This window comes from Exiguobacterium sp. SL-10 (genome assembly GCF_004337025.1).
Classification (GTDB): domain Bacteria; phylum Bacillota; class Bacilli; order Exiguobacteriales; family Exiguobacteriaceae; genus Exiguobacterium.
Genome location: NZ_SJUP01000001.1, coordinates 511,115 through 528,943 on the forward strand (window position 1 = coordinate 511,115; position 17,829 = coordinate 528,943).

17 protein-coding genes are annotated in these 17,829 nt (G+C 52.3%); 12 read left to right on the forward strand and 5 right to left on the reverse strand.

Annotated features, from left to right (window positions below; translation table 11 throughout):
• Positions 1 to 39: 39 nt before the first annotated feature.
• The 5 genes from EVJ33_RS02610 to EVJ33_RS02630 form a co-directional block, all read right to left on the reverse strand.
• A complete protein-coding gene (locus EVJ33_RS02610; RefSeq protein WP_131434158.1) occupies positions 40 to 1,044 on the reverse strand; it encodes a pyridoxal phosphate-dependent aminotransferase in 1,005 nt (334 codons plus the stop codon).
• Positions 1,041 to 1,799: a transporter substrate-binding domain-containing protein gene (locus EVJ33_RS02615; protein WP_131434160.1), complete on the reverse strand. Its 759-nt coding sequence runs from the start codon at positions 1,797 to 1,799 to the stop codon at positions 1,041 to 1,043. Before EVJ33_RS02615 ends, EVJ33_RS02610 begins: the two co-directional genes overlap by 4 nt.
• A 260-nt stretch (positions 1,800 to 2,059) precedes the next feature.
• Positions 2,060 to 2,782 (reverse strand): nucleotidyltransferase domain-containing protein, encoded by a 723-nt coding sequence (locus EVJ33_RS02620; protein WP_131434162.1) that lies wholly within the window; start codon positions 2,780 to 2,782, stop codon positions 2,060 to 2,062.
• A gap of 30 nt (positions 2,783 to 2,812) precedes the next feature.
• Positions 2,813 to 3,331, reverse strand: a complete 519-nt coding sequence (locus tag EVJ33_RS02625; RefSeq protein WP_131434164.1) for a DNA topology modulation protein — start codon at positions 3,329 to 3,331, stop codon at positions 2,813 to 2,815.
• 33 nt (positions 3,332 to 3,364) lie between these two features.
• Positions 3,365 to 3,859: a hypothetical protein gene (locus tag EVJ33_RS02630; RefSeq protein ID WP_131434166.1), complete on the reverse strand. Its 495-nt coding sequence runs from the start codon at positions 3,857 to 3,859 to the stop codon at positions 3,365 to 3,367.
• Positions 3,860 to 3,999: 140 nt separating this feature from the next.
• Between EVJ33_RS02630 and EVJ33_RS02635 the strand changes: the two genes are divergently transcribed.
• From EVJ33_RS02635 to EVJ33_RS02690, 12 genes are all read left to right on the forward strand, one after another.
• Positions 4,000 to 5,463, forward strand: a complete 1,464-nt coding sequence (locus EVJ33_RS02635; RefSeq protein ID WP_131434168.1) for a phytoene desaturase family protein — start codon at positions 4,000 to 4,002, stop codon at positions 5,461 to 5,463.
• A 16-nt stretch (positions 5,464 to 5,479) separates the two neighbouring features.
• On the forward strand, positions 5,480 to 5,908 hold the full coding sequence (locus EVJ33_RS02640; RefSeq protein ID WP_131434170.1) for a GNAT family N-acetyltransferase: 429 nt from the start codon (positions 5,480 to 5,482) through the stop codon (positions 5,906 to 5,908).
• A 101-nt stretch (positions 5,909 to 6,009) separates the two neighbouring features.
• Positions 6,010 to 6,441: a YlbF/YmcA family competence regulator gene (locus tag EVJ33_RS02645; RefSeq protein WP_114165669.1), complete on the forward strand. Its 432-nt coding sequence runs from the start codon at positions 6,010 to 6,012 to the stop codon at positions 6,439 to 6,441.
• Between the two features lie 50 nt (positions 6,442 to 6,491).
• Positions 6,492 to 9,017: a DNA mismatch repair protein MutS gene (mutS, locus tag EVJ33_RS02650; RefSeq protein WP_131434171.1), complete on the forward strand. Its 2,526-nt coding sequence runs from the start codon at positions 6,492 to 6,494 to the stop codon at positions 9,015 to 9,017.
• A 4-nt stretch (positions 9,018 to 9,021) separates the two neighbouring features.
• Positions 9,022 to 10,845 carry a DNA mismatch repair endonuclease MutL gene (gene mutL, locus EVJ33_RS02655; RefSeq protein ID WP_131434173.1) on the forward strand — a complete coding sequence of 608 codons (1,824 nt, stop codon included), beginning with the start codon at positions 9,022 to 9,024 and terminating at the stop codon, positions 10,843 to 10,845.
• Between the two features lie 163 nt (positions 10,846 to 11,008).
• Complete coding sequence (locus EVJ33_RS02660; RefSeq protein WP_131434175.1) at positions 11,009 to 11,650, forward strand: 50S ribosomal protein L25/general stress protein Ctc; 642 nt, start codon at positions 11,009 to 11,011, stop codon at positions 11,648 to 11,650.
• Positions 11,651 to 11,860: 210 nt separating this feature from the next.
• Positions 11,861 to 12,697, forward strand: coding sequence for a formate/nitrite transporter family protein (locus EVJ33_RS02665; RefSeq protein ID WP_131434314.1), 837 nt, complete (start codon positions 11,861 to 11,863; stop codon positions 12,695 to 12,697).
• 196 nt (positions 12,698 to 12,893) lie between these two features.
• Positions 12,894 to 14,738 (forward strand): anaerobic ribonucleoside triphosphate reductase, encoded by a 1,845-nt coding sequence (locus tag EVJ33_RS02670; protein ID WP_131434177.1) that lies wholly within the window; start codon positions 12,894 to 12,896, stop codon positions 14,736 to 14,738.
• Positions 14,716 to 15,171, forward strand: coding sequence for an anaerobic ribonucleoside-triphosphate reductase activating protein (nrdG, locus tag EVJ33_RS02675; RefSeq protein ID WP_131434179.1), 456 nt, complete (start codon positions 14,716 to 14,718; stop codon positions 15,169 to 15,171). Before EVJ33_RS02670 ends, nrdG begins: the two co-directional genes overlap by 23 nt.
• A gap of 54 nt (positions 15,172 to 15,225) precedes the next feature.
• Entirely contained in the window at positions 15,226 to 16,044 is an 819-nt protein-coding gene (locus EVJ33_RS02680) for a fumarylacetoacetate hydrolase family protein (RefSeq protein WP_131434181.1), read from the forward strand.
• 121 nt (positions 16,045 to 16,165) lie between these two features.
• Positions 16,166 to 17,428, forward strand: coding sequence for a S1C family serine protease (locus tag EVJ33_RS02685; protein WP_131434183.1), 1,263 nt, complete (start codon positions 16,166 to 16,168; stop codon positions 17,426 to 17,428).
• Between the two features lie 55 nt (positions 17,429 to 17,483).
• Positions 17,484 to 17,828, forward strand: coding sequence for a DoxX family protein (locus EVJ33_RS02690; RefSeq protein WP_201739655.1), 345 nt, complete (start codon positions 17,484 to 17,486; stop codon positions 17,826 to 17,828).
• Position 17,829: the final 1 nt, after the last annotated feature.

Consider the following 17,829-nt stretch of genomic DNA (forward strand, 5'->3'; position numbering starts at 1 on the left):
CAAAAACGCTCCGACTGGGACCAGCCGGAGCGTTTTTAATTAATTCGTCGTTTGTATCGCATACACGTTGAGTGCCTCGTTCGCCAAGGCGAGGGCTTGTTCACTGCCGAGCGTGATGCGAATCCCGTTCGGTTGTTTCGATGTGTGAACCCCGTGCGCGGCGAGGTGGGCCCATACGGCCTCCGGTTCCTCGAGCGTGACGTAAATGAAGTTCGCCTCGGCGGGATGGACGTGACCGATGGTGGCGAACAAGTCGGTCCACTGTTTGCGCATGTCGGCGTGCCAAGCGATGACTTCATCGAGATAAGTCTCATCTTGTAAGAACACGTTGGCGATTTTCGCGCTCACGCCGCTGATGTTGAACGGCGGGACGAACTGACGGAAATATGCGGCGAGTTCGGTCGTCGTGACCATGAAGCCGAGGCGGGCGTTGGCCAGGCCAAACGCCTTCGATAATGTCCGCAGCACGATTACGTTCGTGAACGCGTCAAGACGGGACACCATACTCGACGCCGGTGTGAAGTCGATATACGCCTCGTCGACGATCAAATAGGGCACGAGTCCCGCGAGTTCAGTCAGTTCAGCGACGCTCCACAATTTTCCGGTCGGATTGTTCGGGTTCGACAACAGCAACAACTTCGGTGCGTGTTGCGTAATCGCCTGAACGAGTGCGTCATACGACAGGTCATCGGCTTGCACATGACGGCCATGGGCAATGGTTGTGAAAATCGGATAGAGTGCAAAGTCCGGACTCGGTGACAAGACGACGTCTTCTGGTGACAACAACGCCTGGGTGACGACGTGAATCATCTCGTCACTGCCGCAACCGACGAGCAGTTGATTCGGTTTAACACCAGCATAGGCGGCATAACGGGTGAACAACTCGTCAATCGGTTGGACCGGATACTCATGCAAATCTTGGAACGTAATCGTCGCCAGTTGGTCATACAGCCGGGACGGTACCGGGAATTGACTCTCGTTTTGATTCAATCGGTACCCTTCTGGATAGGTAACGGGGTAAATCGGCAGCGAGACTTGTCTCATTCCGTCGGCTCCATCGAGAACCATTTTTTAGCGAGTTCATCGATTTCACCCGAGTCAATCATCTTGTTCAATTCTTCGTTGAATTGATCGCGGAGGTCGTCCTCTAATTTAAATGCGGCTGCAGAACCTTTCTCGCCATCTTCTTTAAGCGCGAACGTATAGAGCCCTGCGTCTTGGTCCAAGTATTTTTGGGCGACCGTATCCTCGATGACCATCGCGTCGATTCGACCCGTGTTCAACTCTTGAACGATTTCTGGAATCTTGTTCAATGAGACGAGTTCTGCGTCCGGAGCTTGCTCTTTGGCGATGTTCTCTTGAATCGATGCCGTTTGGACGCCGATTTTCTTGCCGGCGAGCGCTTCGATTTCTTTTAGCGACTCGTCTTTTGTCATAATCAAATTCGTCGCCGACAAATAGATGTCCGAGAAGGCGGCATTTTCTTTCCGTTCTTCAGTCGGTGTCATGCCCGCCATGACGAAATCGATCCGTCCGGCGTTCAGTGCCCCGAGCAGGCTACCGAAGTCCATGTCTTCGATTTTCAGTTCGTAGCCGAGGCGCTCCGTGATCGTCTCCGCGATTTCGATATCGAAGCCGACAATCTCGTCTCCGTTCGCCGTATCGACAAATTCATACGGGAAGTAATCGGCGCTCGTTCCCATGACGAGTGTCTTTTTCTCTTCGCCCGTCGTCTCCTGGCTACAACCTGCTAATAATGCACTTGCCACTAATCCCCCTGAAATGACCCACTTTTTCATGTATGAATTCCTCCTTCAAGATATGAGACTAAGTGTATATGCATGATTATTAATTGTAAAGCATAAAAATACAAAAAAGATAAAAAGATGCACCCGCCTAAAAGTCACAGGATGCATCGGACGCTCAATCCATTGGGTGAGATGGGCATTTGACTCGAATGTAAACGTATGCAGCATCGGTTCGTTTAGACTGCCCATTATGAGCGGATTCACTGGAATCGAAGAAGCTGAAGAGTTGAATAAAGAATATTATTTTATCCTCACGTTCCATTCGGTTTCCCGCGACTGAACCCGGCAAATAACCGGCCGCCGAATGGGGAGAGCGTCTCATCGACGAAACGGATAAGAGCCTCTGTGTCGTTCGTTTGATAATAACGTTCAAGGGCATCAGTGAGCTCATGGGCTACTTGTGCGTCATAGCGATCGAAAGCGCGGTATGTCCATTTGGAGGAACCGATCCATTGTCGATTCGTACGCAGGATGAACTCGCAGACTAACGTGGCGAGGGTGCCCGCGATGAATAACCCTTCTGCCCGATTGGTGCAACCAATCAAGTCATCGAGCGCATCGGTCAGGAAGTATCGTTTCATCTCAATCGTCTCGTCCGACCACGCTTCCGGCCCGCTGTCGAGCAAGGCCCTCGCTTCATGTTTGATGTCTGTGATGACACCGGAATCCTTCAAGATGATACCTTCGGAGACCATTGTCGGTAACGATGGAATGGCGCGCCGATAGTCTTGTTCGAAGAACGCGCGATACGACGTCAAGTTATGGGCGAACAGCTCGATATGCCATCCGGACTCGATGAACGATTCCCGATAAGATGAGACGAGGGTGTCGTCAAAGATGATGATGTCTAAATCCGACGTCGCGGTCGCCTCACCACGGACGATGCTTCCGGCGAGCAGCGCAGCCTGACAATTGGAGAAATGTGTTCTGACGAACGTCTTTGCCGCTCCGATCGGTTCAAGTTTAGCTTGCATGGAAGACTCCTTTATACAGACTTGGCTTCATTAACGTCCCATTGTGTCGAGATGCTTTAGAAAATCACAAACCTCGGTACGTGATCGCAATCGGATGATTTGTTTTTCGGCAGGAAGTGAGTTCAATCGTTTGATTACATCCGGGCGTTGCGACTTCGGATAATCCCACACCCATTTCAAAAATTTCGGATCAAACTGTTCTTCACAACCGGCCCCCATATCCGGACGTGTCTTGCCACGGTACGTCAACATGCGCTTCAAGATGCGATATGTACATATGGTTTTCGGTAAGTCGAGAAAGATAATCGTATCGGCTGCGTCTAAACGAAAATTTAGCGTGCCGCCGTAATTGCCGTCGATGATCCACGACTCGCGTTCAATCAATGCTGACTGCGTGGCAAGTTGTTCTTGCCGTGTGGCGGGTGTCCAATTCGGTTTCCATAACAAGGCGTCCAAGTGATGGACATCGATGCCAAGTCGCATTCCTAATTTACGTGCGAGTGTCGATTTTCCCGATCCGCCAGAGCCGATCAAGAGTATTTTTTGCATGAGAACTCACCTTCCACATCGTCATGTTCTTGATTATTCAGATTCAAGAATACGCCATTTTTTAATTTGATTCTCCTCTTCGTATAGGACGCGCACTTCCATCTGGTTCAAAACGAGCCGTTGCTCGCTGGCGAAGAGCACAATCGGATAACCGATTGACAGCGGTTCGTCCGCTTCAAAGACGGGGCTGTGCGCCTGCATGGCATAATAGCCGTCCGAGCGTGTGTTGGCCGCACCTGCATCGACTTGAATCACCGTATCGAACCCTTGGAGTCGCAACACGTAACTATAAGTCGTGCGCGCCCCGCGTTCGAGCCGCCACTCCTCGATCATCGCCTCGCGGCCATCGTTCACTTCCTCGAGTAACACTTTTTGTGCCGTGTACTCACGTTCATACGGAATCATCTCTTGAATGTTGACAGCCGTCATGGTGGCGACTTTTTGTGATTCTTCTGATGGTGGGGTAATGAGAATACCGATAAAAATCAAGATTGGAATGAGCAGATAAATGATGACCCGACTTCGCATATGGTTTCACCTGTCCTTTATCGATTTTTTCGCCATCTTTAGCAAGAACCCTGCCTGACCGGCGAAATATGTCTACGGAACACGTTGAAATGTCTCGGATTTCGAGAAGGCATGTATGATGAAGGCAGGAGGGGATTAACATGCAAATCGGGATTATCGGTGGTGGAGTTGCCGGATTGACGACAGGTGCGCTCGCGAGCCGAATTGGCCATGACGTGACCGTATACGAATCGTCACGAGAATGGGGTGGATGCGCTGGCAAATTCGAACGTGGGGACTATCGGTTCCCGGCCGGGGCGACGCTTGGGATGGGCTTTGAACCCGGAGGCCTGCATGAGCGGGTTTTGTCATATTTAGGTGAAACGATTGACGTTCGTCCATTAACCGAGGTGATGCACATCCATGTGGATGGGAAAACCGTCCATTATCATCAAGACCGGGATCAGTTCTTAGCAGAACTCGAGTCGACATTTCCGGAGCTTGCGCCGCGCATTCGGGCTTTCTTCAATGAAGTGTGGGCCGACTTTGAGACGATTCGTCCTTTGTTTGAAACACTACCGGCGTTGCCGTTTCGTACGGTTCGTGATGCAACGCTTGCGATCCGTGCGTTTCGACCGGCACAGCTCGGGGCGTTCCGGAAACTGTATCGACCGCTCGGCACGACGCTGTCGCATCATGGATTGGACGGGACGTCGTTCGAACGGGTGATTGATGGAATTTTGCTCGATAGCCTGCAGACCGGTGCCCGCGAAGCGAGCCACTTGCTCGCGGCTGTCGCGTTATCGATTTACCATGAAGGGGCATTTTACGTCGACGGTGGCTTGTATACGCTCGCTCATGCATTGGAGCGCTCGATTCAAAGAGATGAAGGCAAAACGCTTCTAGGGCGACAAATCGTCAAAGTCGAACAGGTCGCGGATGGTTGGCTCTTGACCGATCGCCGGGGCCGGCTCGACCTCGTCGATGTCATCGTGTCGGCGATTCCGCTAGAGGCGACAGCTCAGCTATTAAGCGGAGATCCATCGGTTCAGTTTAGCAAGCAGTACGCCCGTCACTTAAAGCGCTCACAATGGGGGACGTTCAGTCTGTACGTCACGTTACCGGAAGCGGTGTGCTCCGGACGTCCGCTGTTTCAACAAGTGTACAGTGACGGCTTACCTTCTGGGCACGCCTTCATCTCAATGTCGGCCGCGGATGATGCGCTCCGGACCGAACGACCGGAACGGACCATCACCGTCTCGACCCATATCGATTTGAGCGAGTGGCAAGGTTGGAAAGACAAGATGACGTATGAGAAACTAGAGACAGATTGGACCGAGCGTCTCGTCTCGGTAGTGGGTCGAGCGTTCCCAGACTGGACCGGCGAATCGTCAATCCTGCTTCCTGGGGGACCGGGGGCGTGGGTGAAGTATACGAAACGTCCAAATGGTGCGGTCGGAGGATACGCCCAGACACCTCAACAAGCGTTGTTCCATGCGGCGAGCTATCGGACGAACCTCCCGAATTTTTACGTTTGCGGCGACACGGTGTTTCCAGGTGCGGGGACAATCGGGGCGATGACGAGTGGACTTCACGTTGCCCGTGCGCTCGGTTCGAAGTTATGAGGGGAGACAAGTTAAGATGCATAAAAAACGGTTTGATGAATTGACGACGAGAGAACTCTATGAGCTGTTGGCGCTCAGGACCGAAATATTCGTCGTGGAACAAGATTGCCCGTATCAAGAAGTTGACGGGAAAGATATAGCGGCGGTCCACTACTGGATCGAGGCCGACGGTCGCCCGATCGCGGCGCTACGTGTCCTTGAGGAGGAGTCACCGATCGCCATCGGTCGTGTCGTCACGAAATCGACGCATCGGGGAGAAGGTCATTCGCGTCGATTGATGCAAGCAGCCGTGGCTGACTTTGGTGACCGTGATTTATACTTACAAGCCCAAACCTATGTCGAGCCGTTTTATGCGAGCTTCGGGTTCACCCGAACGAGCGAAGAGTACTTAGAGGACGGGATTCCCCACGTCGATATGGTCCGCGTTGCGACCGTTTTGATGTGAAGCGATGCGGTACCGTTTGTGATAAGTTCATGGTAGAATGATGGAGAATACTTGCGTGCGTCAAGACGTACGTTCAATCATAGAGAGCAAAGGGGTTTACGATGGTGACTGATCAGACAGTGATTCAAAAAGCAAAAGAATTGGCCGACTTGTTGGCGAGCACGCCGGAAGTGGCCCGCTTCAAAGAAGCGGAAACGAAAGTGAACGAGAGCGAGCGCGTCCAAACGTTGATCAAACGAATCAAATACTTACAAAAAGAAGCCGTCAACTGCAAGCATTACGGGAAGACGGAAGCACTCGCCAAAGTCGAGTTGAAAATCGACAAGGCGATGGACGAACTCGATTCGATTCCGGTCGTCCAAGCGTTCCAAGAGACGCAAGTCGAAGTGAATGATTTACTTCAATATGTGACGGTCACACTCGCCAACTCGGTGACAGATCGTATTATCGAGTCGACGGACGGAGACGTTCTCGCCGGTAAGACAGGAAGCGGCATGGCAGCGGAGAAATCACGCGGCGGCTGCGGATACTAACAAACAGCTGGCCTTTGGTCAGCTGTTCTAATTTCTAGAGGTGAACACGAATGGAAACGATACATCAAACTCCGATGATGAAACAGTACTTCTCAATCAAGGCAGATTATCCAGATGCCTTTCTCTTTTACCGGCTCGGTGACTTTTACGAGCTATTTTTTGAAGATGCTAAAATCGTCGCCAAAGAACTCGAACTGACATTGACTGCGAAGAACGGCAAAAATGCTGAGCACCCGATTCCGATGTGCGGGGTCCCGCATCACTCTGCCGCTATCTACATTGAACAGCTGATCGAAAAAGGGTTCAACGTGGCCATCTGTGAACAGATGGAAGATCCGAAAGCGACGAAAGGGCTCGTCAAACGTGAAGTCATCCAAGTCATCACGCCGGGTACATATATGGCTGCGCTCGGTGAGAAAGAGAACCGGTATTTACTATCGGTCGTGAACGTAGCAGGCCGTTTCGGGATTGCCCGTGGCGATGTGACGACAGGTGAGTCATGGTTAACGACGTTGTCATCGCAAGAAGCTGTGTCCCGAGAAGTGGAAGGGCTTGCGCCGAGTGAGATTATTGTTGCCGACGACGAATTAAGACAACAACTCGCTCCGCTAGGCATCCCGTTGTCGGTGCAAACGGAGCGGCTAGCGAGCCCGTTGTCGAGCGGGGCAAAAGACGAGGCCCAAGTGAGCGCGTTCGAACTGCTTTTCGCGTATTTGACGCGGACGCAAAAACGTGCCCTCGACCATCTCCAACCGGCCGTCGCCTATGAAGTCGAGGCCCATATGCAACTCGATGCGAATACGGCTCGGAACTTGGAATTGTTCCGGTCGGCCCGGTCCGGTGAACGGAAAGGGTCGCTCCTCGCCCTGCTCGATGAGACGACGACGGCGATGGGCGGACGGTTGCTAAAACGTTGGCTCGAACAGCCGCTCTATACCGAGCAGGCGATTCGGGACCGGCAAGATGCGGTCGAGAACTTGGTCGATGATTTCATGCTTCGTGACCAGTTGCGTGAACAGTTGCGCCACGTCTATGATATCGAGCGTCTCGTCGCCAAAGTCGGATACGGGACAGCCAACGCCCGTGATCTCGTCCAGTTGCGGAACACACTCGAGCGTATTCCGACGGTACGTGCCTTGCTCGAAGGCGTCACCGCCTCACGTCTTCGTCAAATCGATGCCACGCTCGATACGTTCGACGACTTGGCCAGCGTGCTCCAAGCGGCGCTCGTCGAGGCCCCACCCATCTCGATTAAGGAAGGCGGTATGATTCGTGCCGGCTACTCGACCGAACTTGACGAACTGCTTGAGGCGAAAGCGAACGGAAAGACATGGATTGCCAACCTCGAACAACAAGAGCGACTCGCTACGGGTATCAAATCACTGAAAATTGGCTATAACCGTGTCTTCGGTTATTACTTGGAAGTCACGAAAGCGAACGCGCGCTTACTCGAAGAAGGTCGTTACGAACGGAAGCAGACGTTGACGAACGCTGAGCGTTATGTCACACCCGAGTTGAAAGAGAAAGAAGCGCTCATCCTTGGGGCCGAAGAGAAGAGCTGCACGCTCGAATACGATTTGTTCGTCGCCTTGCGTGACCTAGTCAAGCAAGAGACGAAACCACTCCAGCAACTGGCGCGCTCGCTCAGCGAACTTGATGTCTTGCTCGCGCTCGCTATCGTTGCCGAAAAACGGGACTACGTCCGACCCACGACGTCGACGAACGTACAAATTGACCAGGGACGCCATCCAGTAATCGAGACGGTGCTACCGCGCGGTGAATATGTCGCCAACGATTTGACGCTCGACGATACGCGGCGCATGCTGTTGATCACGGGACCGAACATGTCCGGTAAATCGACGTATATGCGCCAATTCGCCTTGATCGCCATCTTGCATCAAATCGGATCGTTCGTGCCGGCTGAAGCGGCCGAGATTCCGTTGTTCGATCGCATCTTTACCCGCATCGGTGCGGCGGATGATTTGGTGAGCGGCCAGTCGACGTTCATGGTCGAGATGACGGAGACGCGCCAAGCGGTGACGGAAGCAACAGCACACAGTCTCATCCTGCTTGACGAGATTGGGCGGGGGACGTCAACGTATGACGGGATGGCACTTGCCCAAGCCATCGTTGAGTACATCGCGTCAACTATTGGAGCGAAGACACTGTTCTCGACCCACTATCATGAACTGACCGTGCTCGAAGACACGATTCCCGCCCTTGAGAACGTACACGTCCGCGCCATCGAGCGTGACGGCCGCGTCGTCTTCCTGCATGAGGTCCATCCAGGACGAGCTGACAAATCGTACGGAATTCATGTCGCCGAACTCGCCGAACTGCCGCGTGATTTAATTGAGCGGGCGCGGACCATCTTGTCTGAACTCGAGACAGAACCGAAAACGGGGCAGCTAACTGTGAAACAGTCGGTGCCGGCTGAACCAGTGGCTCAGCTGTCGCTCTTTGAGGCGGAAGACGAGATTAAACGACAATTGCTCGCTCTCGATTTGTTAGCGATGAATCCGATCGAGGCGATGCAGGCGCTCTATGCGCTCCAACAATCCGCGAAGAAGGGGTGAGTCGATGGGAATCATTCAAGAGTTACCGGAACAACTGGCCAACCGGATCGCTGCTGGAGAGGTCGTCGAACGGCCGGCCTCGGTCGTGAAAGAACTCGTCGAGAACGCGATTGACGCCGGTGCCACGAAAATCGAAGTCGATTTGGAGGAAGCGGGCATTCGTCTCATTAAAGTCCGCGACAACGGTCACGGATTTTATGAAGAAGACGCCCCGCGTGCCTTTCTCCGCCATGCGACGAGTAAAATCCGAGACGAACATGACTTGTTCCGGATTCGTACACTCGGCTTTCGGGGAGAGGCACTCGCCTCGATCGCCTCGGTCAGCCATGTGACGCTTAAGTCACGTCGGGCCGAGGAAGACGGATTCGAGATGACACTTCAAGGGGGTGTCGTCACAGCCCAAACACCGGCTGCGACGAATGTCGGGACGGAGATTGCCGTCAGTCAATTATTCTATAATACACCGGCCCGGTTGAAATATTTAAAAACGTCGGCGACAGAACTAGCGAGCATCACGGATACGTTGAACCGGATCGCTTTGTCTCATCCGGAAGTGCGTCTTACGGCGTTCCACGAAGATAAGGAACTGCTCAGGACGAGCGGGAACGGGGACGTTAAACAAGTCATGCTCGCCATCTACGGTCGACAAGTCGCCGCTCAAATTGTCACGGCTTCGAGCAAAACGAACGACTATAGCTTGAGCGCCCATCTCGTCCGGCCGGAAGTGACGCGTTCGAACAAGCAGTACGTGACGCTCATTTTGAACGGGCGTAGCATCAAAAACTTTGCGTTGACCCAAAGTGTACTTGAAGGCTACCACACCTTGCTTCCGATCGGACGTTATCCGATTGCCGTCCTTGAGGTGAACATGGACCCGATGCTGATTGACGTGAATGTTCACCCGACGAAACGAGAAGTGCGGCTCTCGAAAGAGAAAGAGTTATGCCAATTGATTCGTGAGACGGTCCAACTGACGCTCCGGGAACAACGTTTGATCCCGTCGGTCAAACCGAAAGAACGACCGGCGCCCCGGACCGAACAAGAACGACTTGATTTCACGGTCGAACGCACCCCTGTTATGGTCGAACGCAACTCCGTCGCGGATGAACCGCCAACGTGGAACTATCCGATTCCGCGTGAACCGGTCACGTCACCGAGTCGTTGGTCGCCGACCCCGCTCATTAACGAGAAGACTGAACCGACAGCTCCAATCGTCGAATCGGAGGAAATCGAGACAGCGGGAGAGCGACTTCCACAGCTTGACGTCATCGGTCAATTGCACGCAAGTTATATCGTCTGTGGAGCCGAGGATGGGATGTATGTGATCGACCAACACGCGGCCCAGGAACGGATCAAATACGAATTGTTCTATGAACAGCTCGGTAATCCGGACAAGGAGTATCAATTGTTGTTACTGCCGCTCACGCTCGAGTTCACGCAAGAAGAGACGCTCGCCATCGAGGAAGTCTCTCCGCTCTTAAAAGAAGCAGGCCTCGAGTTGGAGCCGTTCGGCGGCAACACGTTCCTCGTCCGGGAGATCCCGACATGGTATCCGCAACACGATTTAGAAGGGACGGTCCGTGATTTGATCGAGATGGCGATTCGGGATCGCGCCATTGACATTGCCAAATATCGAGAAGACGCCTCGATTTTAATGGCGTGCAAACGATCTATCAAAGCGAACCATCCACTCAACCACGACATGATGCGACAATTGCTACACGATCTCAATCGGACGACGTCTCCATACACGTGCCCGCACGGTCGTCCGATTTTGGTGAAGTGGAGCACATATGAACTTGAAAAGCTCTTCAAACGCGTCATGTGACATGCCTGTAATCTTTTTTTAATCTCCTGTTACGTTTATGGATAGGTGCCTCTGGGAACAATATACACATGTCACTCAACACATCGAGGTTGAGAGGTGGCTTTTTCACTGCCTCACCCTCAAGATGTAGACATGATCGATAAACCAGTAGGGGGAAAAGATTATGGCAGACACGCTTAAAGTAACGAAACGAGAATTACGACCACGTTCGGTCCGGGCAAACTTACGTAAAGAAGGAAAAGTGTTAGGTGTCGTTTACGGCTACAAAGTTGAAAGCACACCGGTCGCATTCGAAGAGATGGCACTACGTAAAATTCTTCGTGAACACGGCGACAATGCTTTGATCGAACTCAATATCGATGGTAAAAAAGTGAACACGCTCGTTCACGGGACAGAAGTCGACCCGTTTACGAACGAATACAAGCACGTCGAATTTATGGCAGTGAAGATGGACGAAGCGACAGAAGTCGAAGCGGACGTCACGCTCGTCGGCGATGCAAAAGGTGCTAAAGAAGGCGGCTACTTGGCGCAGACGCTCTACAAAGTAACGGTCTCAGCGACACCAGCCAACATTCCGGAGCGCATCGAACTTGATGTTTCTGAACTCGGCATCGGTGACTCGCTCACAGTGGCCGACATTCCAGCGAACAAAGATTACGAAATCGTATCTGAAGGTGATCTTCAAATCGCATCGGTGAATGAACCGGTTGCGGTCGAAGAAGAGGAAGAAGCGACAGAAGGCGAAGCTACTGCGTCAGAACAGTCAGCTGAAGAGTCTGAAGAAGCCTCTGAAAACAAAGAATAATCGTTTTGAACGACCCTTTGCGAAGGGTCGTTTTTTTGTGGTCACAAATCCGACAAATGTAAACGATTACGATGTGAAAAATGTATCAACATATGGAAGGGACGATTGCAATTTAATCGATTCGGGCTTATATTGTTAATGATTTCACATATTTGTTCTTATTATAATGGTTTCATTCAAACAGAAAGAAGGGTTTGTGACATGGCATCAATGGAAATCCATGCACTCGAATCGTTGCGGAAAAAAGCGCAGGCTTCTTCGCAAATGATTCATTATCGACCAATGGAATACTTTTTACGGGCAATGCTCGCGGGGATCTTTATCGGATTCGCTTCAATTTTCACATTGAAAGTCGTCAACGGGATGTATTTGATCGACTCCCCGTTCACAACACTTATTGGTGGGTTCTCTTTCGGAATCGCCCTCGTCATGATCATCTACGGCGGAGCCGAGTTGTTCACAGGGAACACGATGTATTTCACGACGTCGACGTTGCGCGGCTATACGACGCTCAGCGACACGATGCTCGTCTGGTTGCTCTGTTTTGTCGGGAACGCCCTCGGCGGCATCTTGTTCGCTTTGTTGCTCGCTCCGACCGGTGTCATCCAAGAACTAGGGATGAACAACTGGTTGTTCGCGGTCGTCGAAAGCAAGATGCACCATACGACGGTCGAGATTTTCTTCCGTGCCATCTTCTGTAACTGGATGGTTTGTCTCGCCATCTTCTTACCAAAACAGATGAAAAATGAGTTCGCGCAAATCTTCTCGATGATTTTCCTCGTTGCCGTCTTCTTCGCGTCTGGTTTTGATCACGTCATCGCCAACTTCGTCTTGTTCGCGCTCACACTCGTCGTCCCACACCCTGAGGCGATCAGCTTTGCAGGCGCGATTCACAACTTGATTCCGGCTACGTTCGGGAATATCATCGGCGGCGCCTTGTTCATGGGTGCGATCTATACGTGGTTGAACGCGAAAGGATTGCGGGAAGCTCAGGAAACAGAAGAAAAGGAAGAAGTTGAATTAAAAATTGTGAAACCGGCCAAATAATGGTGAGTAGGTTTATCTCAAGGAACAGTCGAGTCCCAAACTAGGGCTCGACTGTTTTTGCGAATATCTCACAGTCAACGCTCACAATTTCGACTTCGCATTTTAACGGTGAAACGTGACATAATCTATATATAGAACATAAGAGAGTTAAAAACTCTTTTATAATCAATATATAGTGAGGTGATGCGGAGTGAATATGCTCCAGCTTTATGAAGATGTCTGTGTTCTCCCAGATCAAGATCTCGTACAAGAGAACGCCAACGTCGACGGGAAATCACCACTTGGCAAACTGGCGCGGTTATCCTCAGAAGTGTCGAAACAGTTGTCGACGTCGTACTTGTTGTCAGAGCGGTCACGTCAGGCCGTCGCGGACAATTTTTTGTATATCCATGATGCCGACTATTACGTGACAGGGTCGACGACGTGTTGTCAAATCCCGCTCGGCGAATTGCTGACGAACGGATTTCATACCGGACACGGGACGATTCGCCCGCCCCAAGACATCCGCTCGGCGATGGCACTCGCTTCAATTATCCTTCAAGCGAATCAGAATATGCAGCACGGAGGACAGGCGTTCCCGATGTTCGACGTCGATTTGGCTCCATATGTCGAAAAGACGTATGAACGTCAACTGGAGCGGCTCAAGAAGCTTCCAGTCGAATGGTCGAGCGAGCAACTCATTGAAGTCGCTGAGGCCGAAACAGTCACAGCAACGTATCAAGCCTGTGAGGCGTTCATTCATAATGCTAATTCGATGCATTCACGAGGCGGTGGACAAGTACCGTTCGTCTCGATCAACTATGGGACCGATACGAGCCGTTGGGGACGGATATTCATCCGGGAGTTGTTGCGTGCAACCGAACGGGGGCTCGGCAACGGGGAGACACCGATCTTCCCAATTCAAATCTTCAAAGTGAAAGAAGGCGTCAACTTCCATGAGGACGATCCGAACGTCGACTTGTTCCGACTCGCTTGTCGTGTGACCGGCAAACGGTTATTCCCGAACTTCTCGTTCGTCGACGCCCCGTTCAACCTGCAGTACTACGACGGGACGCACGCCTCGGAAGTCGCCTACATGGGTTGCCGGACCCGGGTGATGGGGAATCGGCATGGCGCCAAGACGTCGATTGGCAGAGGGAATTTATCGTTCTCGACCTTGAATTTGGTTAAGTTGGCACTCGTCGCTTCAGACATCCATTCATTTTATGAAACGCTCGACGTCTATGTCGACGTCGCCATCGAGCAATTGCTCGAACGGTTCGATTATCAAGCGAAGCGCCATGCCGACGAATTTCGCTTTCTTTACGCCCAGCACGTCTGGCGGGGGAGCGATACGCTCGGCCCGGAAGATGATCTTCGTGAGGTGTTGAAGCAAGGGACGCTCTCAATCGGATTCATCGGTCTCGCTGAGGCGCTGCGGGTGCTCACTGGGGGCACGCATGTCGAATCACGTGAGGCGGAACGGCTCGGCCTCGATATCGTCACGCATTTACGTAATCGGATGAAGCAGGCGTCGGAGCAGCACGATTTGAACTTTTCATTACTAGCCACTCCGGCAGAAGGGTTGTCTGGTAAATTTGTGGCAAGAGACCAACAAGCATTTGGAATCATCGAAGGGGTGACCGATCGCGCCTTTTACACGAACTCATTCCATGTACCTGTGTATCAATCGGTCTCGATTCGTGATAAGGTCCGTCTCGAAGCGCCGTACCATGCGCTCTGTGATGCGGGGCATATCACGTACGTCGAAGTCGACGGATCGCTCGCTCATAATCCGGAAGCGGTCGAAGCGATTGTCCGGCTCATGCGGACCGAAAACGTCGGCTACGGATCAATCAACCATCCCGTCGATCGGTGTGGCCGTTGCGGTCTCGAAGGCATCATCGATGAATCTTGCCCAACGTGCGGCGAGCACGAGCGGATTGAACGGATTCGTCGGATCACCGGCTATCTGGTCGGCACGATGGACCGGTGGAATTCAGCAAAACGAGAAGAAGAACGAGCGAGGGTGAAGCATCATGCGCGTCCTATCCGTACTTGACGAATCGGTCGTCGACGGGCCGGGCATTCGTTCCGTCATCTTTACGGCAGGCTGTCCCCACCGGTGCCTAGGGTGTCACAATCCAGAATCGTGGAATCCACGCGGAGGTCAAGACGTCTCGGTCGAGGACTTGCTTGGTCGAGTCGAACAGTCCGGCTGGGGCGGAGTGACGATTTCAGGCGGAGAACCGTTTCTGCAGCCGAAAGAACTGGCCCGGCTCGTCAACGGGTGTAAAGAGCTACAGAAAAATGTCTGGGTGTATACTGGTTATACGTTCGAACAGTTACAAGCCATGGAAGACGAGCATATCTCGAGCGTGCTCGACCGTGCCGATGTGCTCGTCGACGGTCGCTTCGAACAGCCGCTCATGGACCGGTCGCTCCGATTTCGGGGGTCGAGCAATCAGCGAATTATATTCTTGAACAAAGCGTAATCGGGGCCGTCGCGCCCTGATTTTTTGTATACTAGCAAAAAAGGGGGAATTTTGATGAAATGGTGTAGTTTTCAAGTTGAAGGAGAGCAAAGGGTCGGTGTCGTAGCTGGGGAGTTCGTTTATGACGTCAGCGATCAATTACATACGACTTCGCTGTTAGAAGTCATCGCGCGTGAGTTTGAACCGGACGTCGATTTAGACGTCGCGCCCCGGTCAACACTGAACGACGTCACGCTCGTCGCACCATACCGACCGCTTAAAAACGTCATCTGTATCGGAAAGAACTATGAAGAACATGTGAAAGAAATGGATACGGCGGGAGCAGGGAAACTCGTCATCTTCACGAAAGCACCGACTTCGGTCGTCGGGCCAGGGGCTGTCATCGAACGTCATCCTGAATTGACCGATCAACTCGATTATGAAGGCGAACTCGCCGTCATCATCGGAAAGTCGGGCCGGGACATCGATCACGTTGACGCTCACATTTTCGGTTATACGATTCTGAACGACATCACGGCCCGGGACGTCCAAAAACAGCACGTCCAATTTTTCCGCGGTAAATCGTTCGACACGTTCTGTCCGCTCGGACCGTATATCGTCACACCGGATGAACTTGAGTTCCCACTCACGATTCAAACGGTCGTGAACGGCGAGACACGTCAATCCGGCTCGACGGCGGATATGATTCGCCCAATCGAAGAGTTGATTCGGACATTGTCAAAAGGGATGACACTTGAAGCAGGTGATATCATCGCGACCGGCACACCGGCTGGGGTCGGCCACGGCATGAAGCCGCCTGTCTATCTACAATCAGGAGACACGGTCGAGGTAAGCATCACGGGGCTCGGGACGCTAAAAAACGTCATCGTTTGACCCAATTGACGCAAATTGTGAAGAATCTTGTAATCGATGCTTCATTTCCACAAATCGATGACTAGGCCTCTTATACTAAGGGTAGAACAAAGAGGAAACATCATATGGGAGATGATTACACATGGAACACAATGATCGTCCAACAGAATCAAATGAATCGAATCAACGCGAGGATTGGCTTGATACCGAGCTCGGCTCGTCGGAACAGCGACAACAACCGTCGCGCGCAGAGCAACCAGCCCGACCATCGTTCGTCGGACGGATGTTCCCTGGGTTTGTCGGCGGTGTCATCGGCGCCGTGTTGACCGGCGCGATCGCTTTCCCGTTCATCGATCAAATGCCGACGAATGTGTCGGATACGAACGTGACGTCGGAAGGGTCACCGGTCCAAACGACATCGACGAAGGCCGATAACTCAGTCACTGATGCCGTCGCAACTGCACAGCCGGCTGTCGTGACAGTGAATAATTTCGCGTCAAACGGTTTTTCAAGTGAAGCTGTCGAGGCCGGGGTCGGCTCGGGCGTCATCTATAAGAAAGACGGCGACTCGGCTTATATCGTTACAAACCATCACGTCGTCAACGGGGCCGATCGCTTGACCGTGACGTTCAATGACGGGTCAACGGCAGACGCCAAACTCATGGGTAGCGATGCCACCTACGACTTGGCCGTGCTTGAAGTCGACGCGGACAAAGTGTCGTCTGTTATCTCGATTGGTAAGTCTAGCGAGTTGAAACCGGGGCAGACCGTCGTCGCCATCGGTAACCCGCTCGGTCAGTTTGAGAACTCGGTCACACGCGGTGTCGTCTCGTCGACGTCACGTCTCGTACCGGTTGATACGGATGAGAATGGACAAGCCGATTTTAACGCCGAGGTCATCCAGACGGATGCTGCCATCAACCCGGGTAACTCTGGTGGCGCGTTAATCAACGAATCGGGACAGTTGATTGGAATCAACTCGATGAAGATTGCGACTGATTCGGTCGAAGGGGTCGGTTTCTCGATCCCGGTCGATATCGCCTTACCGCTCATCAATCAAATCGAACAGACTGGCGAAGTGAATCATCCATCGCTCGGCGTCTCGCTTCGAGACGTTTCGGAGTTCCCGCCGGGGTACTTGACCGAGCAAATCAAATTGCCGGAGTCGGTGACGGCGGGCACGATCATCGTCGAAGTACAGGCAAACAGTTCGGCCGCACGGGCAGGACTTGAAGCGCGCGATGTCATCGTGAAAATCAACGATCAGGCGGTCTCGTCATTCATTGATCTGCGGAGTGAACTGATTCGCGATACGGACGGAACGGTCACAATCGAATACGTTCGTGACGGCAAGACCGAGACGGTCGATGTCGAGATTCAAAACGCGAATGGAGACGCACTGTAAAGATGGGCACACAGCCCATCTTTTTTGTTATGCTTAGAAAAAAGGAGGGGTTCAGTTGATTCGTAAACTATATGGGATGTTATTTTTAGGGGCAGGTGTCATGCACTTCGTTCAGGAACGGGCGTTCATGTCGATTATTCCGAAGTCGTGGCCGTTTAAACGGTTCATGGTGCAGGCAAGTGGGGTCATCGAGGTCGTCTATGGGGTGTTGTTGCTCATGAACAAAGGGACGCGCTTCGTGAAAGGGACGTTACCTGCTTTCTTAATCGCGGTATTCCCAGCCAATATCAATATGGCGCTCAAACCGTCGAAACTTGGCAAAGTGCCACTCCCGAAATGGGTCACGTGGGCTCGATTGCCACTGCAGTGGGTCTTAATCAAAGGGGTCAAAAAAATATAAG

Excerpts from the sequence above, each read along its gene's own strand:
- EVJ33_RS02610 (WP_131434158.1), bottom strand. The coding sequence starts at position 1,044 with ATGAGACAAGTCTCGCTGCCGATTTACCCCGTTACCTATCCAGAAGGG.
- EVJ33_RS02615 (WP_131434160.1), bottom strand. The coding sequence starts at position 1,799 with ATGAAAAAGTGGGTCATTTCAGGGGGATTAGTGGCAAGTGCATTATTA.
- EVJ33_RS02620 (WP_131434162.1), bottom strand. The coding sequence starts at position 2,782 with ATGCAAGCTAAACTTGAACCGATCGGAGCGGCAAAGACGTTCGTCAGA.
- EVJ33_RS02625 (WP_131434164.1), bottom strand. The coding sequence starts at position 3,331 with ATGCAAAAAATACTCTTGATCGGCTCTGGCGGATCGGGAAAATCGACA.
- EVJ33_RS02630 (WP_131434166.1), bottom strand. The coding sequence starts at position 3,859 with ATGCGAAGTCGGGTCATCATTTATCTGCTCATTCCAATCTTGATTTTT.
- EVJ33_RS02635 (WP_131434168.1), top strand. The coding sequence starts at position 4,000 with ATGCAAATCGGGATTATCGGTGGTGGAGTTGCCGGATTGACGACAGGT.
- EVJ33_RS02640 (WP_131434170.1), top strand. The coding sequence starts at position 5,480 with ATGCATAAAAAACGGTTTGATGAATTGACGACGAGAGAACTCTATGAG.
- EVJ33_RS02645 (WP_114165669.1), top strand. The coding sequence starts at position 6,010 with ATGGTGACTGATCAGACAGTGATTCAAAAAGCAAAAGAATTGGCCGAC.
- mutS (WP_131434171.1), top strand. The coding sequence starts at position 6,492 with ATGGAAACGATACATCAAACTCCGATGATGAAACAGTACTTCTCAATC.
- mutL (WP_131434173.1), top strand. The coding sequence starts at position 9,022 with ATGGGAATCATTCAAGAGTTACCGGAACAACTGGCCAACCGGATCGCT.
- EVJ33_RS02660 (WP_131434175.1), top strand. The coding sequence starts at position 11,009 with ATGGCAGACACGCTTAAAGTAACGAAACGAGAATTACGACCACGTTCG.
- EVJ33_RS02665 (WP_131434314.1), top strand. The coding sequence starts at position 11,861 with ATGGAAATCCATGCACTCGAATCGTTGCGGAAAAAAGCGCAGGCTTCT.
- EVJ33_RS02670 (WP_131434177.1), top strand. The coding sequence starts at position 12,894 with ATGCTCCAGCTTTATGAAGATGTCTGTGTTCTCCCAGATCAAGATCTC.
- nrdG (WP_131434179.1), top strand. The coding sequence starts at position 14,716 with ATGCGCGTCCTATCCGTACTTGACGAATCGGTCGTCGACGGGCCGGGC.
- EVJ33_RS02680 (WP_131434181.1), top strand. The coding sequence starts at position 15,226 with ATGAAATGGTGTAGTTTTCAAGTTGAAGGAGAGCAAAGGGTCGGTGTC.
- EVJ33_RS02685 (WP_131434183.1), top strand. The coding sequence starts at position 16,166 with ATGGAACACAATGATCGTCCAACAGAATCAAATGAATCGAATCAACGC.